Origin of the sequence: Bradyrhizobium sp. LTSP857 (assembly GCF_000938285.1) — a bacterium.
GTDB lineage: Bacteria > Pseudomonadota > Alphaproteobacteria > Rhizobiales > Xanthobacteraceae > Bradyrhizobium.
Window position 1 is genome coordinate 1 of sequence record NZ_JYMS01000004.1, and the last position, 23,718, is coordinate 23,718.

23 protein-coding genes and 1 pseudogene are annotated in these 23,718 nt (G+C 61.5%); 6 read left to right on the top strand and 18 right to left on the bottom strand.

Features of this window, described 5'->3' with window-relative positions:
- From UP06_RS41330 to UP06_RS00030, 3 genes and pseudogenes are all read left to right on the top strand, one after another.
- Positions 1 to 1,954, top strand: a pseudogene (locus UP06_RS41330) (hypothetical protein); the annotation flags it as partial.
- Positions 1,955 to 2,286: 332 nt separating this feature from the next.
- The gene (locus tag UP06_RS00025; protein WP_044999575.1) at positions 2,287 to 3,027 is read left to right on the top strand and encodes a metallophosphoesterase family protein; all 741 of its coding nucleotides are present in this window, start codon (positions 2,287 to 2,289) and stop codon (positions 3,025 to 3,027) included.
- A 29-nt stretch (positions 3,028 to 3,056) separates the two neighbouring features.
- Positions 3,057 to 3,692, top strand: coding sequence for a hypothetical protein (locus tag UP06_RS00030; protein ID WP_044999577.1), 636 nt, complete (start codon positions 3,057 to 3,059; stop codon positions 3,690 to 3,692).
- A gap of 516 nt (positions 3,693 to 4,208) precedes the next feature.
- Here the strand turns inward: UP06_RS00030 and UP06_RS00035 are convergent.
- The 6 genes from UP06_RS00035 to UP06_RS00050 all read right to left on the bottom strand — a co-directional run bounded on the left by UP06_RS00035 (position 4,209) and on the right by UP06_RS00050 (position 6,366).
- On the bottom strand, positions 4,209 to 4,628 hold the full coding sequence (locus tag UP06_RS00035) for a hypothetical protein (RefSeq protein WP_044999579.1): 420 nt from the start codon (positions 4,626 to 4,628) through the stop codon (positions 4,209 to 4,211).
- 51 nt (positions 4,629 to 4,679) lie between these two features.
- Positions 4,680 to 4,976, bottom strand: coding sequence for a hypothetical protein (locus UP06_RS00040; protein ID WP_245305362.1), 297 nt, complete (start codon positions 4,974 to 4,976; stop codon positions 4,680 to 4,682).
- Positions 4,969 to 5,094, bottom strand: a complete 126-nt coding sequence (locus UP06_RS42370) for a hypothetical protein (RefSeq protein WP_283806006.1) — start codon at positions 5,092 to 5,094, stop codon at positions 4,969 to 4,971. The genes UP06_RS00040 and UP06_RS42370 overlap by 8 nt, the downstream gene beginning before the upstream one ends.
- A 108-nt stretch (positions 5,095 to 5,202) precedes the next feature.
- Positions 5,203 to 5,610: a hypothetical protein gene (locus tag UP06_RS40510; RefSeq protein WP_156162677.1), complete on the bottom strand. Its 408-nt coding sequence runs from the start codon at positions 5,608 to 5,610 to the stop codon at positions 5,203 to 5,205.
- Positions 5,611 to 5,627: 17 nt separating this feature from the next.
- On the bottom strand, positions 5,628 to 5,783 hold the full coding sequence (locus UP06_RS41335; RefSeq protein ID WP_197087083.1) for a hypothetical protein: 156 nt from the start codon (positions 5,781 to 5,783) through the stop codon (positions 5,628 to 5,630).
- A gap of 265 nt (positions 5,784 to 6,048) precedes the next feature.
- Complete coding sequence (locus tag UP06_RS00050; protein ID WP_044999653.1) at positions 6,049 to 6,366, bottom strand: hypothetical protein; 318 nt, start codon at positions 6,364 to 6,366, stop codon at positions 6,049 to 6,051.
- Positions 6,367 to 6,850: 484 nt separating this feature from the next.
- On the opposite strand from UP06_RS00050, the gene UP06_RS41340 reads away from it, so the two are divergent.
- The 3 genes from UP06_RS41340 to UP06_RS42495 all read left to right on the top strand — a co-directional run bounded on the left by UP06_RS41340 (position 6,851) and on the right by UP06_RS42495 (position 10,141).
- Complete coding sequence (locus UP06_RS41340) at positions 6,851 to 7,024, top strand: hypothetical protein (protein ID WP_197087084.1); 174 nt, start codon at positions 6,851 to 6,853, stop codon at positions 7,022 to 7,024.
- Between the two features lie 394 nt (positions 7,025 to 7,418).
- On the top strand, positions 7,419 to 9,008 hold the full coding sequence (locus UP06_RS00055) for an EAL domain-containing protein (protein WP_044999581.1): 1,590 nt from the start codon (positions 7,419 to 7,421) through the stop codon (positions 9,006 to 9,008).
- A gap of 767 nt (positions 9,009 to 9,775) precedes the next feature.
- A complete protein-coding gene (locus UP06_RS42495) occupies positions 9,776 to 10,141 on the top strand; it encodes a VanZ family protein (protein ID WP_044999654.1) in 366 nt (121 codons plus the stop codon).
- Positions 10,142 to 10,536: 395 nt separating this feature from the next.
- Here UP06_RS42495 and UP06_RS00065 read toward each other — a convergent pair whose 3' ends face one another.
- The 12 genes from UP06_RS00065 to UP06_RS00120 all read right to left on the bottom strand — a co-directional run bounded on the left by UP06_RS00065 (position 10,537) and on the right by UP06_RS00120 (position 23,703).
- Positions 10,537 to 10,743, bottom strand: coding sequence for a hypothetical protein (locus UP06_RS00065; protein WP_044999583.1), 207 nt, complete (start codon positions 10,741 to 10,743; stop codon positions 10,537 to 10,539).
- 88 nt (positions 10,744 to 10,831) lie between these two features.
- Positions 10,832 to 11,278 carry a CHRD domain-containing protein gene (locus UP06_RS00070; RefSeq protein ID WP_082078752.1) on the bottom strand — a complete coding sequence of 149 codons (447 nt, stop codon included), beginning with the start codon at positions 11,276 to 11,278 and terminating at the stop codon, positions 10,832 to 10,834.
- A gap of 155 nt (positions 11,279 to 11,433) precedes the next feature.
- Positions 11,434 to 11,718, bottom strand: a complete 285-nt coding sequence (locus tag UP06_RS00075) for a hypothetical protein (protein WP_044999587.1) — start codon at positions 11,716 to 11,718, stop codon at positions 11,434 to 11,436.
- A 117-nt stretch (positions 11,719 to 11,835) separates the two neighbouring features.
- A complete protein-coding gene (locus tag UP06_RS00080) occupies positions 11,836 to 12,279 on the bottom strand; it encodes a hypothetical protein (protein WP_044999655.1) in 444 nt (147 codons plus the stop codon).
- Positions 12,280 to 12,429: 150 nt separating this feature from the next.
- Positions 12,430 to 14,151, bottom strand: coding sequence for a hypothetical protein (locus UP06_RS00085; protein WP_044999589.1), 1,722 nt, complete (start codon positions 14,149 to 14,151; stop codon positions 12,430 to 12,432).
- A 5-nt stretch (positions 14,152 to 14,156) separates the two neighbouring features.
- On the bottom strand, positions 14,157 to 15,248 hold the full coding sequence (locus tag UP06_RS00090; protein WP_044999590.1) for a protein-glutamate methylesterase/protein-glutamine glutaminase: 1,092 nt from the start codon (positions 15,246 to 15,248) through the stop codon (positions 14,157 to 14,159).
- 17 nt (positions 15,249 to 15,265) lie between these two features.
- On the bottom strand, positions 15,266 to 16,120 hold the full coding sequence (locus tag UP06_RS00095) for a CheR family methyltransferase (protein WP_044999591.1): 855 nt from the start codon (positions 16,118 to 16,120) through the stop codon (positions 15,266 to 15,268).
- 136 nt (positions 16,121 to 16,256) lie between these two features.
- Positions 16,257 to 18,455: a HAMP domain-containing methyl-accepting chemotaxis protein gene (locus UP06_RS00100; RefSeq protein ID WP_044999592.1), complete on the bottom strand. Its 2,199-nt coding sequence runs from the start codon at positions 18,453 to 18,455 to the stop codon at positions 16,257 to 16,259.
- Between the two features lie 72 nt (positions 18,456 to 18,527).
- Positions 18,528 to 19,016: a chemotaxis protein CheW gene (locus tag UP06_RS00105; protein ID WP_044999594.1), complete on the bottom strand. Its 489-nt coding sequence runs from the start codon at positions 19,014 to 19,016 to the stop codon at positions 18,528 to 18,530.
- 59 nt (positions 19,017 to 19,075) lie between these two features.
- Entirely contained in the window at positions 19,076 to 20,995 is a 1,920-nt protein-coding gene (locus tag UP06_RS00110; RefSeq protein ID WP_044999596.1) for a methyl-accepting chemotaxis protein, read from the bottom strand.
- 67 nt (positions 20,996 to 21,062) lie between these two features.
- Entirely contained in the window at positions 21,063 to 21,551 is a 489-nt protein-coding gene (locus tag UP06_RS00115) for a chemotaxis protein CheW (protein ID WP_044999598.1), read from the bottom strand.
- Positions 21,552 to 21,612: 61 nt separating this feature from the next.
- On the bottom strand, positions 21,613 to 23,703 hold the full coding sequence (locus tag UP06_RS00120) for a HAMP domain-containing methyl-accepting chemotaxis protein (RefSeq protein WP_044999600.1): 2,091 nt from the start codon (positions 23,701 to 23,703) through the stop codon (positions 21,613 to 21,615).
- Positions 23,704 to 23,718 lie beyond the last annotated feature (15 nt).

Here is a 23,718-nt window from a genome sequence, read left to right on the forward strand (position 1 = left end):
GCATGCCGACAAGAGCAAGGACGTCTATCTGTCCAACATCACCGGCAAGACCTATGTCGCCGAGCACGACGTCTACAATGCCGCGGGCGTCCTCACCAGCTCCGCACGCACCCACGCCGACGGATCCGCTGACTACAGCTACACGCTGGCCGCAGACGGCACCAAGACGTCCCTTCAATACAACGCTAACGGCAGCCAGCTGACGACCAGCGTCGTCGTGAAGGCGGACGGTTCCTCGGACTCACTCGCCTATACCAACGGCGTTCTCACCAACGAGACCGTCGTGCACGCCGACAAGAGCAAGGACGTGTATCTGTCCAACATCGCCGGCAAGACCTACGTCGCCGAGCACGATGTCTACAACGCCGCGAGCGTGCTCATCAGCACGGCACGCACGCACGCCGACGGCACCCTCGACTCGACCTACACGCTGGGTGGGGACGGCACCAAGACGAACGACTATTTCGATACGACTGGCATTCTCAAATCAGAGGTAACCATCGGCACGAACGGCAGCACGGACACGCGAACCTATACGAATGCCTCGGGTCACGCTGTCCTGAGCAGCGACGTCTTGAAGTATGCCGCCGGATCGGCCGACATCTCCGACACCAAGCTGTATACGGTGGTGAACGGCCAGGCCACACTTTCCACGGAGACCGTGCTTCACGCCGATAACAGCAAGGACGTTTTCCTGACGAACGCCGCGGGAACGCCCTATGTAACCGAGCACGACGTGTATGACGCCACCGGCTTTCTCAAGTCCAAGGACCAGATCGCTCTCGACGGCACGCACACCCAAACCTTTTATTCAAGCGGCGCCAACGAGAACTTCACCAGCACCGGCTCCGAGACGCTGGTATTCAAGTTCGACTTTGGTCACGACACGATCTCCTCGTTCAATTTCAGCAGCGATCATGTCGAAATCGACTCGACCGTGTTCACCAGCGTGTCTGACATGTTGCAGAACCACACCACCGACACCGCCGCCGGCGCCGTCATCGACGACGGGAACGGCAACACGCTGACCTTTACGGGAAGCAGCAAGGCTGACCTGATCTCTCATCAGCAGGATTTCGAGCTTTCCGGGCACCACTTCTTCTCCGCGGATAGTCTCTGGAATACCCCGATCAGCGAACTGAACGTCCAATACTCCGACCCGAACTCGATTCAGAACCTGCAATTCGAGAACACGAGTCTCGCCAATACGTGGGTCCAGTCGGCGGATCTCTTCTTCAGCACGCCGACAGACGCGCCCCACATGAAGTGGACATTTGACGTCCTGAACCAAGCGACAGTGGGCGGAGGTTTTTCGTCCCACGGCACGCTCCAGCTTTCGACACCGATTGATTTGACGCCGACGCATGGCAGCGATGGTTGGGCCGTCTTTACCGATCCTGATGGCATCCACTATTGGGAGGCGTGGAAAGCCAGCTACGATTCGGCGAGCCAGACCTGGCACGCAAGCTACCTCGTTGAGGGCGACCTGAACGGCACCGGATGGGGGACCGCACCCGGTGCCGGCGCCGGAATCCGGGCGTCGGGCGCGTCTCTTCTCGGCGGCCTCATTACGACCGACGAGTTGAACAGCCTTTCGATCAACCACGCCATGGCCATCGAGCTGGACCCGACTCAATTAAAGGCGGGGACCAACCAACTCGACCAATTTGTCTTCCCAGCCGTATCGGCCGACGGTAGTAGCGTGAGCGTATACAAGGGTACAATCCCGGTCGGAGCCCACTTCGCCCTGCCGAGCAACCTGGATATTGAGCACGCCGGTCTAACGCCGGAGGGGCTAGCAGTTGCGAGGGCCTACCAGCAGTACGGAGGATACGTGGTAGACGCTGCCGCACACACCGCCTCAATCGCCATGGTTGAAGAGGCAAACACGCAGCAACTAGCCGATCTGCACCACGACGCCGCCTGGATCCGGGATCACCTGGTGATGGTGTAGGGGGCGGTAAGCGCAAATGAAGGCTCGGTGACCACCGAACAGCAACCGGCGGCGTATCCTCCTCGCCGCCGGTCCGAGAACGCAGGGCCGACCACGTCAAACACCTGGCCAAATCGGCTCGGCACAGGTTGTCAGAGAACACCGCCAGTTCGGCCCGTCGACGAAGGCTTGATCGGGTAAGACGTCCATCCCAACTCCCCGACCGTATCGCCATTACTGCAATGGTCTGTACCATTTGCACATAATTGCTTACTGAATCCGTTTACGATGGGGGCTACGGTCGGCTTATCCGAATCGTACTACCTGCCGGGATTACAGGTCTCCAAGTCGCTATGATCAAATGGCCCCGCTCGAAGGCGCAAACGCCAAAGCCAAGGTTGCCGGATGGCGTCCGAATCTATGCGATCAGCGACATCCATGGTTGCGCCAACCTTCTCCAGCAGATGTTTACGGTCATCGACAAGGATCTTACGACCATCGGGTCGATGCGTCCGATCCATGTCTTTCTCGGCGACTACATCGATCGCGGCCCGGACTCATGCCGCACCGTCGAGCTGTTGATCGAGCGAGGTCGCAAGCATGAGTCGGTGTTTCTCAAGGGCAACCATGAGGAATTCCTGCTGGATGTCCTGAAAGACCCTGCCCAGTTCGATCAATGGAAGCAGTTCGGCGGCCTGCAGACTCTGACATCCTACGGCCTGAAACCCTCGCTCAATCCTAGCGCCGCCGAACAAGCCGAGCTTATCCAGGAGCTATCGGCAAGGATTCCGCTTCATCAGCATCGATTCTTTGAAGGTTTACGTGCTCGCTTCGTTTGCGGGGATTTCTTCTTCGTCCATGCCGGCGTCAGACCAGGCGTTCCACTGGCGCGCCAGCAAGAGCACGACCTGCTTTGGATCCGGGATGAGTTTCTGCGAAGCGAGGCTCAGTTCGGCAAATACGTCGTCCACGGGCACACACCGGTTCAGGAGCCCGACATCCGTCCTAACCGGGTCAATATCGACACCGGCGCGTATGCAACAGGCAATTTGACGTTATTGACTATTCAGGGGCATAGTCTTTTGGCGCTTTGAGCACACTCTGCTCGACGATGAGTTCGTCCATGCTCTTCCGGATCAGTCTGATAACCTTGGCACTGCTTGTAGGATGCTACGGCTTGCTCTCTGGCGCCGCGGAATTGGCTGCCGCGACACGGCCAGCCTTACCTGCCGATCCCAGGACGCCGACACAGCTTGGCGAAGCTCCGAGTTGGCCCGGCGGCATTCCCTTCTTCAGGTCGGACCTCGAAAACAACCACGCCCTGATCGAAGCACTCCATGCCATTCGGGACGGGAAGGCGTCTGCGGATAGCGATCATGCCCGATCGCGCGCCATATCGGCGCTATCCGTCAAGCCCTACGACGCCGAGTTATGGCTGACGTTGGCTCTTTTCGAAACCCGGCGTGACCCCAATGGTCCAGCCGTGGTCGGCGCGCTCAAGATGGCCTACATTACAGGGGCAAATGACGCTCGTCTGATGCCGTTGCGGCTTTATACCGCAACCTCTGCTGATGCCCTTTTCGACCTGGAGCTGGCAGAGCTCGCGCGAGGCGATGTGCGGCTGATTTTGACGCGACGCCCGGAATTGAAGGCGACGCTCGTTCAGGCCTACCGGCGAGCCTCCAAGCAGGGCAAATCCTTCCTGGAGGAAGCCGTACAGGCGGTCGACGCCTCCTTTCTGGGCGCGCTACGTAGCTAGAACTTTGTCTGTTTGTTGCACGATGCCCGGCTGTCCAAGACCCAACTTGCTCGTTGCAGCAAGAACGTTTAAGATTGTCCCAATTGGGGAAATACAGCTATGCGATCTCTTCTTGCACTTCTCGCCGTTGCGTCAAGCCTGACGGCTGTCGCCTCGCCATCTTTCGCGGCCGACTACGCCGTCCCGCCAATCGCCGCTCGCCACGCGACGAGCATCCCCTATATCGATCGCGGTCCCAATCCCTATTGCGGTCCACGCTGCGGCTGCCCCATCGTGGCCCATGTGCGACATCGGTCGCTCGAGCAGTCATATTCCTACGCTTTTGATCCCCGAACCCGGGACGAACCTAATTACTCCTACGGTCGGGTTCGCACATATGCCCGGTTTGCGAATCCCGCATTTCCCGAGCGCGTTCTTGAATACTAAGGCGCAAGCATACTGCCTGCGATTGGACGCGAGTTGCCCCCGTTGGTCAGGGTGTCCATTGCTGCAGGGATTTGATGGCTGCAGTGCAGCCTAGTTGGTGCTAACCGGCGGCCTAAACTCCGGGAACCGGCTCAGCATCGCCGCCTTCAGAAACTTGAAGTGAGCTATCGAGGAGCCCAGCTCCTTGAGCCTGCGCTGGCCGTTCAGGATCTCTTTGTCGAACAGATCCTGGTGATGATTGTCCAGGTCCTCGCGCTCGAGATATTCGTCGTCGCCGTTGCCGAACGTCACGGCGGCCCGCGCCAGCACGTCCTCGACCCGTCGGTTCAGGCCCGATTGCTCGCGCTCGGCCGCATGCAGGGCATCCTCGATCGCGATCATGATGGCCTCGACGCGGGACCGATCGGTTTCAGCGTCGCGCTCGGGTGAACGGGCACGGAACTCCTGCTCGGCCCGGCTGTGGCCTCTCAGAAAGTTGTGGGTGCGGGCCCGCAAGAACAGCTGGAACATGCGTTCAATTTCCGGTTGGAAGCGCCAGACCAGAAAATGGGTCCGGGATAGTTAATAAAGGCTGAAGCCTGTGGGCTGCTCACCACGGTTTTGCGCCATCCATGCCTTCCAGGCGCCTTCGTGCTTGGCGTACAGCTCCTGCCAACGCTGCTCAACAGGCCACAGGACGCTCTCGTCGGGCACGACCTGGCAATCTGCCAAATTGGTGGCCGGCTGGCTGTCCAGCCGTTCGAACTCGAAGGTCTCTTCAAGCGTCAGCCCGATCAAGACGCGCCGTCCGCCTGCATCAACGAAATATCGCCGCGGGGCGTTATTCCTGAGGTCAGTCATATTCCTGAGATCAGTCATGGCGCGTTGCCCCTCTCGAGATCCACGGACCACTTAGCGCGTCGAGGCGGCGGCCATAGGCCCAGACGAACAGCGGCACACCCACAACCGGTACGACGAAAGCAACGAGCCACATCATCAACTCTAATCCCAACTCAATAGCACACGGCGGCAATCATTGACCTGCAAAATCCGTGCGCAACGTAGCCACCATCAACTCGGCGGACAACGGCGGCACCGATTTAACCTAACCGGACATGGTTACCTCGGTCATCGCGGAGGCATTCCACCATCCGCTCAGTCCACATACGCGCCGCGACCAAGGCACATCGACTCCCTTCCGGTTGCATATCCTCAGAATGCCCGCCGCGTGGCCGGTCGGGATGCAGAGGGCCCATAGGGTGCGTAGAGTTGGCGCATCTGCTTGCGCTTGCGCGATCGCCACGCGCGCGCGGCGTAGCCGACACCGAAGCCGGCGAAGAAGATCAAGATTACGATCAGGACTGGCGTCATTGGGAAGTCTTTTCATTTGTGGAACGTTTCCTTCTCCCAGACACACAGCATTCTCATCGTGCAGTTGTGTCGACATGATGATGAATGCTGCTGATTTCGCTGTCACGCGTGAGAAATCTTGGGCAGCAATCTGCTTGAGCATCGATCATCTGCTCGCAGTCAGCTGAGGAACCACAGGATCAATCTCACCAGCAACAGCGTGATGAAATAGACCCAGCCTGCCATCGCAATCAGCGCAACGCTGAAGAAAGCGGCTTCGAATGCCCGTTCTCTGATCTTGGTGAGAGGCAGTGCTGCCCAGGCTTTTTGAAGCATCTGCGTATTCGCGTTGATTGTTTGCACGATCATAGCCGAACGAATTCGACGATCTCGTGACGCTCGTCATCGTGAGAGAGGCGAAGGAGTTCATCGAAAGACAATTCACCGAGGCAATGTTGCATCCACGCATCATGATTGGATCAATTCTGAACCAGCGTTGATACGACAGTCACGATTTCGCGCGCGACGACTCGATTCGAATCGACTGGCATGAATTTGCGAGGCATCAGCGCGACGGAGAGATAAATGTCGCGCAATCGAGCTAGCGCCGAGCTATCGGCACGAAAACCGCAGTCTGCCCATCGGCGCCAGAGCGGCCGCGAAACAGAAATAGACCCTTATCTGTCGAGACGATGTCCCCAGGCTGCAGCGTATCGTCGCTCAGCACACGCTGGGTGGCTATCTTCTCCGGCGGATCCGGCGCGAGCATGCGCAGCGGGGCATTGAGCTGCCAATCCCGCCGCGCCAGCGCGGCGCGCTTGCGCGCCTCCTCGATCCTGCGCTTCCAATCCTCGCGGGAAAGGAGACTATCGGGCGAAGGGCCAAGATCGCTGGTTTGGTCATCGGTGATCGGAGGCATCGTTGATGCCTCGTCGCTGGCCCGCCCCTGTCCGCTCCAAGCTTGGAGCACCACGACCAACACAACCATAGCGCCGAAATCGATCTCTAGGCGGGGCATCGCGCTTGTCCGGTCATTGTGAAAGCATAGTAATTCATGGTGGCCACTATGTCTGCTGGCCGCGAGGCCAGAGGGTAGGCACGAGACGCCTCGCTATTCGATTCTCAAAGCGACCCAGAGCTTCTCCACGCAACGATCTGCGCGCGGAATAGCCTCGGCGAATAAAATTCCCGTGGTTATACGGAGCGTTACGCGCCGATTTCATCGCGGTAAGGTTGAGCGGTTAGCTTAATCCGCGTTGTTTGTTGCGAAGTCTCACCGATCGCATATCCATCTCCGCACCGGGCTTCCCCAAGGCCCGGCCCCACCCAAGCAAAGCCGTCGAGCGACATGGGTCCGCTTGGCGGCTTTGTCGTTGTGTCGATGCGAGAGGAATTTTTCGGTTATGGCGCGGAAGCCCTGGTCATTCAAGGAAGACCGCCGGCTCATGGAGCTGGCCAAGTCTTCGACGTCGCTGGAAGAAGCGGCGAAGCAGCTCGGGCGCTCGCCTGACGCGATCAAGCGCATGGCATTGCGTCTCGGGCTGTCGCTCAAGACGAAGGTCGGCAAGAAGGGTTAACCAGCCCCATAGCGAACCGCCGCCGGGCGTCTGGAGCGGAACCGCCGACCGTATTCGGCGTTATTCCGGCGAGAGCTTGCTGAAAAGGCGGAGATTCCGTCGTGGCCCATTATTTCATTTTCGGAATAGCGATCTGGCTCGGTCTTAACGCTGCGTTCGTCGCATTACGCCTTTGGGTCACCCGCCCAATCGGCCATCGAGCCTATGCAGGCGGCTATCAACTGAGCGAAATCCGGGTGCGGCGGGGTCTGCGCCGCTAACCGCACCTCCGAATAGGAGGCAATCGGTCCGCCGGCTCACGCACCGCTGGTAAGGCCGGAGGCTGGTCTAAACCCTATCTTAGCGCCTCCGAGGTTAGAGTTCGGGTAACCCTCTCTTAACCTCCGCGGGCCGGATGAAAGCAGCACGGCCGAAACTCTCATTGGCGGCGCTCGTGCTTGCGGGCATGGCGGCGTTTGCGCTTGCCGGTCACTTCGCTGCGACGCGATTCATCCACGATCAGCAGGCACGCCAGCTCGACGAGCTGACCGAAGTCGTGCTGCGCCGATCCGAATTCGCCGTCGATTTTGCGACCGCGAGCCTCGACGAGTTGGCCGGTCGCGGGCTTGCCACATGCGACCCGGCCTCGCTCCAGGCGATCCGCCTCCACGTCTATCAGCGCTCCGCCGTAAAGGACGTCCGTCTCGTCAATTCGGACGGCTCGGTGATCTGCTCGGCCTATTCGGAAACGCTCGAGTTCGACAAGGGCTGGGTCGATCGCGCGGACATGCTCGCCTCGCACGATTCGACGCTGATGCTGTTTCGCGTCGAGCAGTTCGGCGGCGACGCGCTCGGCGTACTCAGGGACATCGACGGCAAGAAGGCGCTGGTTGCCATCCTCGGCATCAATTCCAGCCTGTTCGACATCATGCCGGCCGAGTTGCGCGCCCACGGCGAGGTGCTGCTCGCGCTCAAAAACGGCGCACAGCTCGGCGAGTTCATGCTCGACGCCGACAAGGCGCTTGCACATCCGGTCGATTTCGAAAAGAGCTCAGCGCGCTATCCGCTGCGCACCGTCATCCGCATCGACAAGACCGTGCTGTCGACATGGAACAGCGAGGCCTATTGGCCGGCAATGGCGGTCTCGCTCGCGCTCGGCGCGCTGTTCGGTCTCCTCCTGTCGCGGACCCGGCGGATCGAGGGCCCCGTCGCCGATCTCGATCGTGCGCTCGTGCGCGGCGAGTTCAAGCCCTATTTCCAGCCGATCTTCGATCTTCGGACCGGCGAGATCAGGGGCTGCGAGATTCTGGCGCGCTGGCTGCGCGAGGACGGCTCGGTGGTCCCGCCGATGAACTTCATTCCACTGGCGGAATCCAGCGGACGCATCGAAGCCATGACCTGGCAGCTGCTCGGCCGCGCGCTGGCCGACCTTCAGCCTCATCTCAAGGCCGACAAGGATTTCAAGCTCTCGTTCAACGTCGTGCCCAAGCACATCCTGAGCGCCGGCTTCGTCGAAACGCTCCGCAGCACCGTCGCCGCGGCACGGGTTTCCGCGCGGCAGATCGTGGTCGAGGTGACCGAGCGCGACGAGCTCGATGATCTCGCGCGCGCTGCTGCCGTGGTGAGCGAGCTGCGCGACTACGGCTTCCGCGTCGCCATCGATGACGTCGGCGTCGGCCACAGCGGGCTGTCGCGGCTGAAAGGGCTCGGTGCCAACATGATCAAGATCGACAAGTTCTTCGTCGACACCATCACGATGGACGCCTCGACCACCACGATCGTGGAGATGCTGGTGGCGCTCGCCAGGGATTTTCACATGACGGTCGTCGCCGAAGGCGTCGAGACCGAGGAACAGGTCCGCGCGCTGATCTCGTGCGGCGTCGAAGAGGGCCAGGGCTATCTCGTCGCCGCGCCGCTACCCTTCGCGAAGTTCAGCGAGCTTCTTGAGAAGCGCAACTTGGCCGCTTCGGCGTGCGCTGCACAGGACGTAGAGCTCGTCGCTTAGAAAAATACCTGAGGTCTTCACGCGCGGGAACGCGCCAGGCGCTTGAACCGAAGATGGCACGGCAAATGCTTCAATAGGTGCCATGTTGGCACTGCTTCTCTTGTTGACTATTTTTGCGGCTGGATTTGCCGTCGGTTACGGCATTCGCGAACTGCGCTCACGGCGCCGCCGACGCAGACTCAAGCGAGTTGCCTTTTGAACAGGCTCGACACGATATCTCGCGCAATCCTGTTGTGTGAATGATCTAAAGTTCCGGGGCCTGCAGGCAAATTCATGTGATCCCGGGTCATAGGAAGTCCGCAAATCTGCCTTATCAATGTTGAGCAGCCGCGGTATCGCAGAGGCAATCGTCGCGATGGTGGTACTTCAGCATGTTCGGACTCCTATTTTTGGCTGGCATCGTGGCAATTTCGTTCGCTGCAGGCTACTGGACGCGGTCGGCTGTCTCGCATCGACGTCGTACGAGGTACCTGAAGTGGGAGCCCTACGTCCGCTCCTCTCGGCCATCTCAGCCTCCCCAGTTCCTGATCCGCTCCGGCGGCGGAAATGTCGCACAGTTGCCGAAGGTCGCATCAAGCGGCCGTCGCAGCGGCTGATTCTGGACGAAGTTCCTGCTCCGACTCCAGCAGGCGGACTATGGAGAAATTCGGCGCGTCCATTCTCATCAAGCGTCAATCGGCGCCCATGTTGAACCAAGGCGCGATTGCTCTTTAACGATAGCAAGAAGTTTCTCGGTAGCCCGCGGTGGTCTCGGGTAGGGTGTGGACATGCTTCGAAACCCGCTCATAGCCGCCACAACCCTCTGCCTCGCCCTGATTACCTACGCCACGGTCGCGAAGTTGACGGGGAGACCGGTGCTTGTGGGCCACGCCGAAGCCTACTGGATCGTGGTCGTCGAACGGTTCAGCGCATACGGATTGCTAGGCTTTCTCTTGTCCTTTCTGCTGCCTGGGCGGTTCGGCTTGGCATGCGGCCTTGTGGTTTCCGTCGCAATAGGATTGGAGGTCCTGCAAGCGCTAACACCCGACCGGGATCCAGCTCTGCTGGATGTGCTGGAAAAAGCGGCAGGCGGAACCGTGGGCGTCCTTTTGGCTCAGACCATTCTTGCCTTCTTGCCAAGACCGCCATCATAGGCCAGATCATCATAGGCGCGCACGAGGTGCCGCTTCTCGAGGATTTGGACCATGACCGGCAAGCGTCATCTGCTCTTGGCTACCGCTCTACTTGTTGGCACAACCGTCTCAGCAGCGGCTCAAGGCACCTACACCAACGGTGTGCGCAGCGGCTACGCCGGGACCACCTCCAATTCGTCCAGCTCGACCACCACGTCCACAGGATCGTCCGCTGCAACGGCCCCCTCTTCGACCCAATCATCTCGGAATTTGGGGACTGGCCAGGGCCGAACCGAGGGCGCGATGGGCCTCTCACCGCAATTGCAGAAAGAGCTGGGAATTGGTCGTCAACAATAAGCGCCTATTGGCGCTTCAGCCTTGACTGCGCTCTGTGATTTCAACGACCAGACGACCGGTCAGCGCAGTGGAGCTTCTGCATCACGAGCGGCCGCGCGGGCTGTTCTGAAATCGGTCGCCTGACCGTTCTTGGAGAACGTTATGGCTTCGAATGACTTCTTGACCCCTCCAAGGTCATGCTCGATCGAAGCGTCTCGGAGCATGGCCCGGGCGTCGGTGTGAACAAAGAGAGCTGCGGCAAACGCCAGGGGGAAAAACTGCTTCATGCCGCGCTCCGAGGCCAATTTCGACGGCATCTATTCGGGGAAAGTGCGACTAAATAGCGGCGCCTCAATTGGCTTCCAGCGCCCACCTCTACTTCATCATCTGCCCACGAAGTTCACCGCCGGGATTCATCGCGGTATGAATGTTCGCGTACCACTTTCCGGCGAGCAAATCCGCAGCCTGAGCGTCCGTGAGCGTGGCATTGCCCTGGATCGGGCTTTGGACGGTCTTGAATGGCAGTGCGATGCCGGCGTTCTTGCCGGCTTCAACGGGGCCGTGGAAATGTGCCCCCATCGCGGGACCTGACAGGCCCGCATAGGTGACCGTGTAGGTCAGGGTTTTTGTCTCGGTATCGAAGGTCGCTTCTGCCTTGCCCGATCCGGACGAGCTGTTTGGGGGCACCTCATTGCTGCCCTTGAGGTCGGCCTGCAGCTTTACGACCTCTGCGTTTGCCGGTGCGGCGGTCGCGATGACCAGGCCGCCAAGCAGCGCCGTCCCCCACAATGTTACACAAACCAGACAGTTGGCTTTCCTCATCGCATCCTCCTGCAGGCTCTCAGGCCCGTGCGGGTTGGAACCCCGGGGCGAGCCCGAAATTCCAGATGCAGATTTATGCCTGATTCGGGACAATCATCGCGGGAATCTCGGCTCCCGCGACACAGACCCTTGAGGGTGACGGTCTTCGCGGCGGCTTAGGCCACCCCACGCCTGCCATGGACCTCATTTGGCGTCAGGAGCTCCGCCATCTGCCGGTGGGTGGCCTGGAGCGCCTCGATGGCGCTATCGAGGTCGAAATCCGACTCGCGGACCGACGCGAAAAATTTGGCCGTCAGCGCGAGGTCCAGTTTGACACGCGTTGCGCCGTCGCGGCTTTTTTTACGGTCAAGCGACAGATGAATGGCCCGCAACCTTGCGTCACTGCTGCTGCAATCACAGAGCGTGCCGAGTTCGTCATATGTCATCCAGATCTGAGGCATTTTCTTTCCACCACACTTGTTCGGCCGCAGACTAAGTTTTGATGTCTAAAAGCTTTGTTTGTGCGATGCTGACGCGGCCCGCCTTCGCTGCAACAGCGTCAATGCAAAGCTAAGAAGCTAGGCGGACGGCTTGGGAGGTGCGAACGAATGGTGCGGCCGCGACCGGCTGTCCAATCCCTTGGGCAATTTGTCGGCATTGAGCTTCACCACCGCGCATTTGGCGTCGGCTGCCGGCGCATCTTCCTGGCTGTAGATCAGCGTCGCCTCGAACTTGATATCGGGCACTTCCTTGGCCGTCCCCGAGCAGGTCGCCACCGCGCCGCTGCACACACCCGTAAGATTGACCTCGACCTCGTCTGGACCGAACACGCTCGGATTGCCCTCGGCATGCCGTTTCACGGTCAGGACGGCCGTGAAGCGCTGCTGATCGACCTGGTAGGAGCCGCCATAAGTGAAGAAGCCATCGCGGCCCGAGATCCGCCCCTCGGTTAAATCCACGAGGCCGGTGCCCTGACCACGCGGGGTCCTGAACCAGGCAGCGTATTTGCCGTCTCTCAGCATGAAAAACATCCGTCGCAAAATTCAAACGTATTTGCGTCCAACTCTGGGGCGCCACAATGACCGATATGGCGCGCGTTCCGCCACGGTTAACGCCTCGCAAAGCCAATTCGTCAAATTGCCTTCGTCGCACGCGCGATGCCGGCGGCGACGTCAGAACAGTTCTATGCCGTCGTCCGCAGGCTCGACCGCCTCGACCCGGCGCGCGGCGGCAGTCGACACCAGCCCGAGGGCTTGCAGGAATTCCCGGTGGACGTCGCGCTCACGCTCCATCGTGTAGCGCGCAAAGAGAGCGTCGAGCATGGCCTCGTCCTGCGACTGCGGCCGATGCGCGCCCGCGCTTGCAGTCTCAAGGCGCACGGCAACCGTAGGCAGCGTTGCAGAGCTCTCGCCGAGCGAGCTCATCAGGCCTTGCGCCGAATTCATCAGGCCTTCGAACTCCGCGCCTTCATCGACAAGCCGGCTCATCAGCCTGCCAAGCCGTTCGTTACCGGCCTCGACCTCGCGCAGCGCCTGGAGGATCTGTGGCTCGAGATTGGCGAGCTGGGTGGGATCACCCTGGACGCGGAGCTCCTTCAACTTGTTGGCCGAACGCTCGATGCCGTCAAGCACGGGCCTCAAGCGCCCGGCGCCAGCCGAGACCTGATCGGCGGTCGCCTTGAGCTCGTTGGCGATGACGACGAAGGCGCTGCCGCGACTGCCGAGATGGCTGGCCTTGAGGCCGGCATTCATGCCGATCAGCGTAATGTCGACCGTGGCCTCGGCAAGACCCGCGATGGCCTGACGAAATTTCGCCAGCGTATCCTCGACGATCGCCAGTGCCTCGTCGACCGCGCGGCCCGCGCTCTCGCAGGTGGCGATCAGGGTCGAGGCCTGCGCCAGCGTATGCTTGATGCGGGCAAGGAACGATGACGAACCGCCCTCATCGCCGCCGAACAGCGAGCGGCCGTGACCCACGACACTGCTTGCATCATTTAGGATGGCCGACAACACCCGGATGATCTGACCGATGTCGCCACCGAACTCGCGTTGGGCATCCCGGAGCTGGGCCGCCTGCAACCGGCAGATCGCGCGCGCGCCATCATCGCTTGCGACCGGTTCGGGCACGAGACTCGGCGCCGATCCGGATGACAGGCGCAGGCCATGACAGACATGTTCGAGGCGTTGACGGGTGCTGTCGCCGGCCTGCAAGGAAATGATCGCGCTGCCGACCGCCTCGGCGATCTTCTTCGTGCTGCCGCTCGCGAGATCGGCGAGATGGCTGCTCTTGCCGCGCTGATCGCGCAGGCCGGAATAGGCAGCGCCGAGCTCGGCGCTCTCCGAAACAAGTTGACTCCCGTAGCGGCTCTCGAACTCCTTTTGCCGGCCGGATGCGGTGGCGACCGCCTCGGACAGGCGCTGCTGGTCCCGCGCGCAGCCTTCGATCGAACCCTGCACGGCCTTACCGAGATCGTAAGCCTCCTGCGTGAAGGCGAGAAAGCCCTCGCGATCACCGTCGAGCGAAGCTGCCTCGATTCGCGCGCTGCGCGCGATGATGGTGATCATCTGGATATGCTTGAACAGCGGCTTGAGCAGCGAGGACGCTTCTGCCGTGCTCTTGCCGATCGTCGTGAGCAAGGCGCTCTCGGCCGGCAATGCCCGCGCCAGCTCGCTCAACCGCGCCGCGATCTCCTGCAACGCGGTCGCGGCTCCCTCGATCTCCGCGCCGGAGAGTTCCTCGGAGAGATGAGCGAGACCCTGATTCAGCTCCTTAAAGATGATGTGGCCACGACCGAGCTGATTGCCGACGCGCGCAAAGACGTCCTCGATACGCGACGAGACGTCCTCGATCGCGACGATCGCATCAGTGAACGTGTTGGCTGGAACCGCGGACATTGCGATCAGCCCGCCACCGCGGCGGGCCCGGCCTGATACCAGAACATGATCTCGCGCGGGATGTGCTGCAGCGAAACCACCTTCTCGACGCCGCCATGGGCGATGGCTTCCTTGGGCATGCCGAACACGACGCAGCTTTCTTCGTCCTGCGCCCGAGTCGAGGCGCCGAGCTTGCGCATCTCCAGCATCCCACGTGCACCGTCATCGCCCATCCCGGTCATGATGACACCGAGCGCGTTGGCGCCGGCATGCTGGGCGGCCGAGCGGAACAGCACATCGACCGACGGACGATGCCGCGACACCGGCGGGCCGTCCTTGATCGCGATCTGATAGCGCAGACCGATGCGCTGGAGCAGCATGTGACGGGCGCCCGGCGCGATATAGGCCCAGCCCGGTAGCACCGGCTCGCCGTCCTCGGCCTCCTTGACCCGGATCTGGCAGACGCTGTCGAGACGTCTGGCGAAGGCGGCGGTAAAGCCTGCGGGCATGTGCTGGACGATCAGGATGGGAGGACAATGCGCCGGCAGCATATCGAGGACGTCGTTGAGCGCTTCCGTTCCCCCCGTCGATGCACCGATGCACACGATGCGTTCCGTCGTCGGCCGGACCTTGCCCTGCACCGGCGGCGGGATGATGGCGTCGGCGGTCAGCTTCTTCTCGATCACCCGCCGCTCCGTGCGCGGACGCACACGCGCGCGCGCTGCCGACTTCACGGATTCGCGCAGCCGTGTCGAACATTCGAGCAGCGCCTGTCGTGTGTCGATCTTCGGCTTGGGCACGATATCGACGGCGCCCGCCTCGAATGCCTCGAACATCACGTTCGAGCCTTCCTCGGTCAACGAGGAGCAGATGATCACGGGGATCGGGCGCTGCGCCATGATCTTGCGCAGGAAGGTCATGCCGTCCATGCGCGGCATCTCGAGGTCGAGGATCATGACGTCGGGGAGTTCGTCCTGGAGACGCCGCGCCGCCACGAACGGATCGGACGCGGTCCCCATCACTTCGATGTCGGGATCGTCATTGAGGATGGTCTGGAGGATTTGGCGCACCGACGCCGAATCGTCCACGATCAGCACGCGAACTTTCTCCTTCGGCATTTTGGGTGGCGCTCCAATCAGACTTGGAAAATGGTTGGTTGAACTTGCTTCAAACCCGGAACGGCACTGTGAATCATCGATTCCGAATGTCCGACCAGCAGATAGCCGCCCGGTCGCAAATGGCTGCACAATTGCTCGATCACCTTGCGCTGCGTCTCGCGCTCGAAATAGATCAGCACGTTGCGGCAGAAGATGATGTCGACGTCGCGGTCGACGGGATAGGACGCGTCCATGAGGTTCATCCGCATGAAATGCGTCATCCGCCGCAATTCCGGCGTCACCCGCACCTCGCCGCGCGACCTGTCCCGCGACGACAGGAAATATCTCTTCACGAAGTGCTCCGGCACCGGCGCCAGCACATCGCGAGTGTAGATCGCGGTCCTGGCGAGGCGCAGCACCGCGGTCGAGATGTCGGTCCCAAGGATCCGGAACTGAAACCGCGATCCGCTGTGCGTCATGTCGTCCAGCACCATGGCTGTCGTATAGGCCTCCATGCCGGTGGAGCTCGCCGAGCTCCAGACTTTCAGGTTCGCGTTCCTGCGTCCGTGCAGCTTGAGCAGCGCCGGGACCGCGACGTCCCGCATGAAGATGAAGTGTTGCGGCTCGCGGAAGAAATCGGTCTTGTTGGTCGTCACCACGTCGATGAGATGGGTCAGCTCGGTGTCGAAATGATCGGCCTCGAACAGATTGTCGACATACTCGTTGAGGTCGGAAAAATTCAGCGCACGCATGCGCTTGTGCAACCGTCCTTCCAGCATCAGCCGCTTGCCCTGCGGCAGCTTGATGCCGACCTGGCCCTCGATCAGCTCGGCGATGGTCCGGAAGTGACGGTCCGACAGATGCACGGCTGTATCCTGCACGGCAGGCATCATGACTGCCTGCCCCGGCCGGCAACGGCCACCTGCATCGCATATCGGGCCAGACGGGCCATCCTGATTCCTACTCTGCTACACAACGACCGAAGACACATCGGCCCGCCCACAAAGGGCGAACCGACGCCTCAAAATCCTAGCGCTGGAAATCGGCATCCCGATCGTCCTCGCCGTCGTTCATCTCGAATGCGAAACCGCCACCACCGGCAGCCTTCATGGCGCGCGCTGGCCTCGCCTGGGGCCTTTTGACTGGACGTTCGGCCGCTGCCATATGCGCGGCTTTGGTGCGCAACTGATTGACTGCCCGATCGATCGGCGCGGCCGCGTGGCCCTTCGCGCCGGATTCGATGCGGAAATAGGCGATCGTCGACTGCAACTGCTCGGCCTGAGAGGCGAGCTCTTCCGAGGTCGAGGACACCTGCTCAGACGCGCTGGCGTTCTGCTGGCCGACCTTGTCGAGCTGCTGGATCGCCTGGTTGATCTGGGCCGAGCCGACGTCCTGCTCGCGGCAGGCCGCGGTGATCTCCTCAACCAGTTCGGCGGTCTTCTTGATGTCCGGGACGAGTTTCCCAAGCATGGAACCCGCTTCCTGCGCCACCTTCACGGTTTCGACCGAGAGCGTGCCGATCTCGGCGGCGGCAGCCTGGCTGCGCTCGGCAAGCTTGCGCACTTCGGATGCGACCACCGCAAAGCCCTTGCCGTGCTCGCCGGCGCGCGCAGCCTCGACCGCGGCGTTGAGGGCAAGCAGGTCGGTCTGCCGCGCGATTTCCTGCACGATGGTGATCTTCTCGGCGATGGTCTGCATCGCGTTGACGGCGCGCCCGACCGCGGCACCGCTGGCTTCAGCGTCCTTGGCGGACTGCGCGGCAATCTTCTCGGTCTGGTTGGCATTGTCGGCGTTCTGCTTCACGTTCGATGCCATTTCTTCCATCGAAGAGGAGGCTTCTTCCGCGGACGAGGCCTGCTCGGTCGCGCCCTGCGAGAGCTGCTCGGCGCTCGCTGAAAGCTCCTGGCTGCCGGCGGAAACGTTCTGCGCCGCGGTCAGGGCTTCAGATACGATCTGCCGAAGCTTTTCAACCATGCGCTCGAGCGCGAGGCCCAGAGTATCCTTGTCCGACAGCGGCTTGGCCTCGACCATGAGATTACCGTGCGCGATCTCATTCGCGAGAGCGGCGGTGGCATTCAGATTCACCGTCATACCGTTGAGCGCCCTGACCAGATCGCCGACCTCGTCATTGCTGGAAACATCTATCTTCTGGCTGAGGTCGCCGATGCCGACCGCGTTGGCAAGGCCGACGGCACGGGAAAGACCGCGGCTGATATTCACCGCGATCCAGATCGCGGAGCCGACAGCCGCCAGGAGCGATACAATAATGATGCTGATCAATATGAGCTTTGCGCGAGCCGCGTCGCTCGCGGACTCCTCCGCCAGATCGGACATCGTCTTCTTCAAGTAACCGATATAGGCGGCGGACGTATTGATCGCCTCGACCGTATTGGCTCTGCCCTCGGTCGCGGCGATAACGCCAGCACGGATATTGCCGCCTTCCTTGACGATATCCGCGACCTGGCTCGTGATCTTCACAAGCCGTTCAGTCTGTGTCGCGAGGGCCGTCGGAGTAAACCCGGCCGCCGCCAGGGGAGCATTGGCCTGCTGCATGGCGTTCCGAAGCGCCGTCAGGCGCTCGTCCATGACCTTCATCCCAGCACTCAGATCGTCCATGCTGGACACTGAGAATGACAGCACGACTTGCCGTTGGGCTCGGACGCCTTCGAGCCTGATGGTCTGGAGCGCCATCAGCGCGTTGGCGCGCTCGATCGAAATCGGCATGTGGCTCACTTCGGCAGACAGGGCATCGATCGCGTCGTTCCAATCCTTCAACACCGGTTGACCATCGGAAGACCAGAGCTGGGCGCCTCGGTTGTTCGAATTCATCAGCGCGAATTTGATGATCGAATCCTCTGCGAGGTTCATCTTTTCATAGGCCGACGCAAACTTCTCGATCATTCGCTTGCCGGTCTCGCCCACGGCGCCGGCATACATGTCCTCTCGAAGGCGCGTCGCCTCCTGCCGATGCTGCTTGATCTCGTCGACCACCTTCTGCATCTCCGCGTCGGTTGACGCTATGATGATGTCCCGGTCGGCCCTTGCCTGCTCCAGGATGAAGTTCTGCAACTCGCCGGCCTTCTCGAGGCGCGCGGAACGATTGACCAGAAGGTCCGACGTATCGGCGAGCTGGGTAAGCTTCGTGTAGGCCAGCCCTCCTGTGATCGCCGACAGGATGATCACGACGCCAAAGGCGCCAGCCAGTTTCGCTTTAACGGTGAGTCTCATCGTGCATTCCTTGGTGTCGCTATTGCTTTTTGCAGTTCACGCAATACTGGGGCAAACTAAGAGGAGCCGCGCCTACGCCGCGACCGGGGATGCGGCATCGGCTTCGCGCTGCGTCGGCATATCCGTTCCGGCCATCAGGCGGGCCAGATCAAAGATGATCACGAACTTTTCGCCCTTCCGTCCGATTCCAGCGATGTATTCCGACTGCCAACGGCCACCGACCGAGGGAACAGGCTCCATGGTGCTCTCGTCGATATCTGTCACCTCGAACACGCAATCGGCGACAAAGCCGACACCGACCAAACGGTCATTCATCGGCACATCGAGGATGATGATGCGGGTTGCTTCGGTCGCAGTCACGCTTGGCAAGCCGAGTTTGATCCTGAGATCAACGATCGGATATCCGCTTCCGCGCACGTCGATCATGCCGAGCAGAAAGTCGGGCGCATGGGGCAGGCGCGAGATCGTCCGCATGTCGAGGATCTCGCGAACATTGCGGATGCTGATGCCGAATGTCTCGTTGGCGAGACCGAGCGTCAAGTATTGCGAGAATTCGGCCATGGTGCATCCACTCGGTCAGGTATTCCAAGAGCGCGGGTCCGGCACGCCGGACCAGCCGGTTAGCGTTGAAACTCCGCGTCGCGCTCGTCCTCGGTGCCGTCCATGTCGAAGGCAAACCCGCCACCGACCGCCACTTTCTGCGCCCGCGCCGGCCTCGCCGTGGGCTTTTTCGCAAAGCGATTGGCCGTCGCCATGCTGACCGCCTTGGCGCGAAGCTGACTGACGGCTCGGTCGACCGGCACTGCCGAGTTGGCTCGCGCGTTCTGATCGATGCGGAAGAACGCAATCGTCGACTGCAACTGTTCGGCCTGCGAGGCGAGCTCTTCCGACGTCGAGGACACCTGCTCGGACGCGCTGGCGTTCTGCTGACCGACCTTGTCGAGCTGCTGGATCGCCTGGTTGATCTGCGAGGAGCCGACGTCCTGTTCGCGGCAGGCCGCCGTGATCTCCTGGACAAGCTCCGCGGTCTTCCTGATATCGGGCACGAGCCTGGCCAGCATGCCGCCGGCTTCCTGCGCAACCTTCACGCTTTCCGTCGACAGCGTGCCGATCTCGGCAGCAGCCGCCTGGCTGCGCTCAGCGAGCTTGCGCACTTCGGAGGCGACCACCGCAAACCCCTTGCCGTGCTCGCCGGCGCGTGCGGCCTCGACCGCAGCGTTGAGCGCGAGCAGATCGGTCTGGCGCGCGATCTCCTGCACGATGGTGATCTTCGCGGCAATCGTCTGCATGGCTTCGACTGCGCGGCCGACCGCGGCACCGCTGGCTTCGGCATCCTTGGCCGATTGCGCGGCGATCTTTTCCGTTTGGTTGGCGTTGTCCGCATTCTGCTTCACGTTGGACGCCATTTCCTCCATCGAGGAGGACGCCTCTTCCGCCGAGGATGCCTGCTCGGTCGCACCCTGCGACAACTGCTCGGCGCTGGAGGAAAGCTCCTGGCTGCCGGCCGAAACGTTCTGCGCCGCGGTCAGCGCCTCCGACACGATCTGCCGGAGCTTCTCGACCATGGTCTCGAGAGCGATGCCGAGCTTGTCCTTGTCGGAGATACGCTTGGCTTCGACCGTGAGATTACCCCGCGCAATCTCGTTGGCGACCTCGGCGGTGGTGTTGAGGCTCGCGATCATGCGCTCCAGCGCGATACCCAGGGTGTCCTTGTCGGACAGGCGCTTGGCCTGAACCGCGAGATTGCCCTGGGCAACCTCGTCGGCAACCGCGGCAGTCTCGTTCAGATTGGCCGTCATCGTGTTCAGCGATTTGATGAGATCCCCGATCTCGTCATTGCTGGAAACATCGATCTTGCGTCCGAGATCACCGATCGCGACGGCGTCGGCAAGGCCGACGGCCTGAGTCAGGGCACGGCTGATGCTGAGCGCGATCCAGGTCGCGGCCCCCACGGCGATCAACAGCGATACAAGAGCCAGGACGAGAAGTGTGGTTTCCGCACGCGAGCCGTCCTGCCTGGCCTGTTCGGCCTGCTCGGCCATCGCCTTCTTCACATAGGCGACATAGGCGTTCGCTGCCTCCATGGCGACGGCAACGGCTTTGCGGCCCTCACCCATCGAGTGCTCGGCGGCCTTGCCCCTGTCCGTCCTGGCCAATTGCAAGGTCTGGTCCTGCGCGGCGGTCATCGCCGTATACGCGACGGCGAAGTTATCGAGGTATTTCCTGCCGGTCTCGGTGGCGATGGCGTAGATCTCGTCCTTCGTCTTCAGAAGCTGCTCGCGGAGCTTGCCGATCTCCGAAATGAAGCGCTCCGGGTCCTGCTCGGAAACCAGGATCGTGTTCTTCTCGGCCCGGACCTGTAGCAGGATGCCCTTCTCGATCTCTCCGGCCTTTTCGACCCGCTCCGAGCGGCTCAGCAGACCTTCGGCGGTGTTGACCATGTCGACTAGCTTCATGTAGCTGACCGCACTGGCGATCATGGACAACATGATGACGACGCCGAACGCGCTCGCAAGCTTTGCTTTGACCGTGAATCTCATAGTCAGCCTCGATTTTCTCGTTCTCGAATGGGTTGCCTGGGCTTGAGCACGCATGACTGTGATGAATTCAGGCGGCGCGAGGCGCATCCATCAGCGCGTCCCGCGCTTCCGGGATCTCGTCCCTCGTCATGAGCTTGGCGAGATCGAAGATGACGATGAACTTCTCGCCCTTGCGGCCGATGCCGGTGGCATAGTCGGATTGCCACTTGCCTCCCACGTCCGGAATCGGCTCGATGGCCTCGTCGTCGATGTCGGTCACCTCGAACACGCAATCGGCGACAAAGCCGACACCGATCAAACGGTCATTCATCGGCACATCGAGGATGATGATGCGGGTTGCTTCGGTCGCAGTCACGCTTGGCAAGCCGAGTTTGATCCTGAGATCGACGATCGGATAACCGATTCCACGCACGTCGATCATGCCGAGCAGAAAATCGGGCGCGTGGGGCAGGCGCGAGATCGTCCGCATGTCCAGGATTTCACGAACGTTGCGGATGCTGATGCCGAATGTCTCGTTGGCGAGACCGAGCGTCAAGTATTGCGAGAATTCGGCCATGGTGCATTCACTCGGTCAGATTTCCCAAGAGCGCTGGTCCGGCTTCCACCGGACCGGCTGATCAGCGTTGAAACTCCGCGTCGCGATCGTCCGCGGCGCCGTCCATGTCGAAGGCAAATCCACCCCCACCCGCAACCTTCAGCGCGCGCGCAGGTTGGCGGACCGGCGCGGGCTTCTTCGCACCCCGGTCCGTCGCCGCCATATGCTCAGCCTTGGCGCGGAGCTGCTTGACGGCACGGTCGATCGGCATGGCTGCCGCCTGCTCTCTGCGAGCCGCGTGCTCAATCCGGAAGAACGAGATCGTCGACTGCAACTGCTCGGCCTGCGAGGCAAGCTCTTCGGAGGTCGAAGAGACCTGCTCGGACGCACTGGCGTTCTGCTGGCCGACCTTGTCGAGCTGCTGGATCGCCTGGTTGATCTGGGCGGAACCGACATCCTGCTCACGGCAGGCCGCTGTGATCTCCTCGACGAGCTCGGCGGTCCTCTTGATGTCAGGCACGAGCTTTGCGAGCATGTCGCCGGCCTCCTGAGCGGCTTTCACCGTCTCCGTGGACAGCGTGCCGATCTCGGCGGCGGCGGCCTGGCTGCGTTCGGCGAGCTTGCGCACCTCGGAGGCGACCACCGCAAATCCCTTGCCGTGCTCGCCGGCGCGCGCGGCCTCGACCGCGGCGTTCAGAGCCAGCAGATCGGTCTGGCGCGCGATCTCCTGCACGATGGTGATCTTTTCCGCAATCGTCCGCATCGCACCGACCGCACGGCCGACAGCCACGCCGCTGGCTTCGGCGTCCTTGGCCGACTGCCCGGCGATCTTCTCGGTCTGGCCGGCGTTGTCGGCGTTCTGCTTCACGTTTGAAGCCATTTCCTCCATCGACGAAGAAGCTTCTTCGGCCGAAGAGGCCTGCTCGGTCGCGCCTTGCGACAATTGCTCGGCACTGGCGGAGAGTTCCTGGCTGCCGGCAGAAACGTTCTGGGCAGCGGTGAGTGCTTCGGTCACCACCTGACGGAGCTTCTCGACCATTGCATTCAGCGAGCGGACGAGGTCGCCGATTTCATCATTGCTGGTGACTGCGATCGTTTGGCTGAGATCGCCACCGGCCACCGCGCCGGCAAGGTTGACCGCGCGCAAGACGGCACGGCTGATGCTGAGGGCCATCCAGATTGCCGAGCCGGCGCCGATCAGGAGCGACAGCGCGAGCACGCCGATCAACAGCACCTTCGCACGATAGGCGTCCTGCGCGGACTCGGCAGACTGCTCCGCCATCTGCTTCTTCACGAGCGTGATATAATCGCTGGATGTCGCGATGGCGTCGGCGGCATTCACCCTGCCTTCGGCAGCCGCGAGCGCGCTCGCGCGAATGTTTCCGCCTTCCTTCACGATATCGGACACACGGGAAACGACGCCCGAAAGGCGCTCGGTCTGGGCTATGGCACCCGTCGGCGGCAGGCCGGCCGCGGCAATCGCCGCAGCGCCCTGTCTGGCCGAAGCCTTGAGCGCCTCCTCCTGTTCGCCGATCGCCTTCATCGTCGCGTTCAGTTCCTCCATGCTCGAGGCTGAAAAAGACAATGCGACCTGGCGCTGGAGACGGACGCCTTCAAGCCTGATGGCATGGGCGGCCAGAATGGCATTGCTCTTCTCGGGCGAGGTCGGCATGCGGTTCAGTTCGGCGAGAGCCACGTCGAGCGAGTCGTTCCACTGCTTCGAGATCGGCGCTCCTTCCGCCGTCCAAAGCTGCGCTCCCCGATAATTCGAATTCTTCAACGCGAGGCCGATGATCGCATCCTCGTCGGCATTCATTTTTTCATAGGCGGCGTAAAATTTGTCCAGCAGGCGTTTTCCAACGTCTGAAGCGCTGGCTTTGACGTCGTTGAGAAGGCGATTTGCGTCGGCGCGATACTTCTTGATGTCCTCGGCCAGCTTCAACATTTCGGCATCGGTGGACGCGAGAATGATGTCGCGCTCGGCTCTCGTCTGGTAAAGGACGTTATTTTGCAGCTCGCCCGACTTGTCGATCCGCGCCGCGCGCTGCACAAGATCGGCAGACGTTTCAACCTGGTCGGCAAGCTTCAGGTAGGCCAGTCCGCCCGTGAACGCCGAAAGTATGATGATCGCCCCAAACGCAGACGCGAGCTTCGCCTTGATGGTGAACCGCATATCGAGCCCCTAGTC

Excerpts from the sequence above, each read along its gene's own strand:
- UP06_RS00025 (WP_044999575.1), top strand. The coding sequence starts at position 2,287 with ATGATCAAATGGCCCCGCTCGAAGGCGCAAACGCCAAAGCCAAGGTTG.
- UP06_RS00030 (WP_044999577.1), top strand. The coding sequence starts at position 3,057 with ATGCTCTTCCGGATCAGTCTGATAACCTTGGCACTGCTTGTAGGATGC.
- UP06_RS00035 (WP_044999579.1), bottom strand. The coding sequence starts at position 4,628 with ATGTTCCAGCTGTTCTTGCGGGCCCGCACCCACAACTTTCTGAGAGGC.
- UP06_RS00040 (WP_245305362.1), bottom strand. The coding sequence starts at position 4,976 with ATGACTGATCTCAGGAATATGACTGACCTCAGGAATAACGCCCCGCGG.
- UP06_RS42370 (WP_283806006.1), bottom strand. The coding sequence starts at position 5,094 with ATGATGTGGCTCGTTGCTTTCGTCGTACCGGTTGTGGGTGTGCCGCTG.
- UP06_RS40510 (WP_156162677.1), bottom strand. The coding sequence starts at position 5,610 with ATGCTCAAGCAGATTGCTGCCCAAGATTTCTCACGCGTGACAGCGAAA.
- UP06_RS41335 (WP_197087083.1), bottom strand. The coding sequence starts at position 5,783 with ATGCTTCAAAAAGCCTGGGCAGCACTGCCTCTCACCAAGATCAGAGAA.
- UP06_RS00050 (WP_044999653.1), bottom strand. The coding sequence starts at position 6,366 with ATGCCTCCGATCACCGATGACCAAACCAGCGATCTTGGCCCTTCGCCC.
- UP06_RS41340 (WP_197087084.1), top strand. The coding sequence starts at position 6,851 with ATGGCGCGGAAGCCCTGGTCATTCAAGGAAGACCGCCGGCTCATGGAG.
- UP06_RS00055 (WP_044999581.1), top strand. The coding sequence starts at position 7,419 with ATGAAAGCAGCACGGCCGAAACTCTCATTGGCGGCGCTCGTGCTTGCG.
- UP06_RS42495 (WP_044999654.1), top strand. The coding sequence starts at position 9,776 with ATGCTTCGAAACCCGCTCATAGCCGCCACAACCCTCTGCCTCGCCCTG.
- UP06_RS00065 (WP_044999583.1), bottom strand. The coding sequence starts at position 10,743 with ATGAAGCAGTTTTTCCCCCTGGCGTTTGCCGCAGCTCTCTTTGTTCAC.
- UP06_RS00070 (WP_082078752.1), bottom strand. The coding sequence starts at position 11,278 with ATGAGGAAAGCCAACTGTCTGGTTTGTGTAACATTGTGGGGGACGGCG.
- UP06_RS00075 (WP_044999587.1), bottom strand. The coding sequence starts at position 11,718 with ATGCCTCAGATCTGGATGACATATGACGAACTCGGCACGCTCTGTGAT.
- UP06_RS00080 (WP_044999655.1), bottom strand. The coding sequence starts at position 12,279 with ATGCTGAGAGACGGCAAATACGCTGCCTGGTTCAGGACCCCGCGTGGT.
- UP06_RS00085 (WP_044999589.1), bottom strand. The coding sequence starts at position 14,151 with ATGTCCGCGGTTCCAGCCAACACGTTCACTGATGCGATCGTCGCGATC.
- UP06_RS00090 (WP_044999590.1), bottom strand. The coding sequence starts at position 15,248 with ATGCCGAAGGAGAAAGTTCGCGTGCTGATCGTGGACGATTCGGCGTCG.
- UP06_RS00095 (WP_044999591.1), bottom strand. The coding sequence starts at position 16,120 with ATGATGCCTGCCGTGCAGGATACAGCCGTGCATCTGTCGGACCGTCAC.
- UP06_RS00100 (WP_044999592.1), bottom strand. The coding sequence starts at position 18,455 with ATGAGACTCACCGTTAAAGCGAAACTGGCTGGCGCCTTTGGCGTCGTG.
- UP06_RS00105 (WP_044999594.1), bottom strand. The coding sequence starts at position 19,016 with ATGGCCGAATTCTCGCAATACTTGACGCTCGGTCTCGCCAACGAGACA.
- UP06_RS00110 (WP_044999596.1), bottom strand. The coding sequence starts at position 20,995 with ATGAGATTCACGGTCAAAGCAAAGCTTGCGAGCGCGTTCGGCGTCGTC.
- UP06_RS00115 (WP_044999598.1), bottom strand. The coding sequence starts at position 21,551 with ATGGCCGAATTCTCGCAATACTTGACGCTCGGTCTCGCCAACGAGACA.
- UP06_RS00120 (WP_044999600.1), bottom strand. The coding sequence starts at position 23,703 with ATGCGGTTCACCATCAAGGCGAAGCTCGCGTCTGCGTTTGGGGCGATC.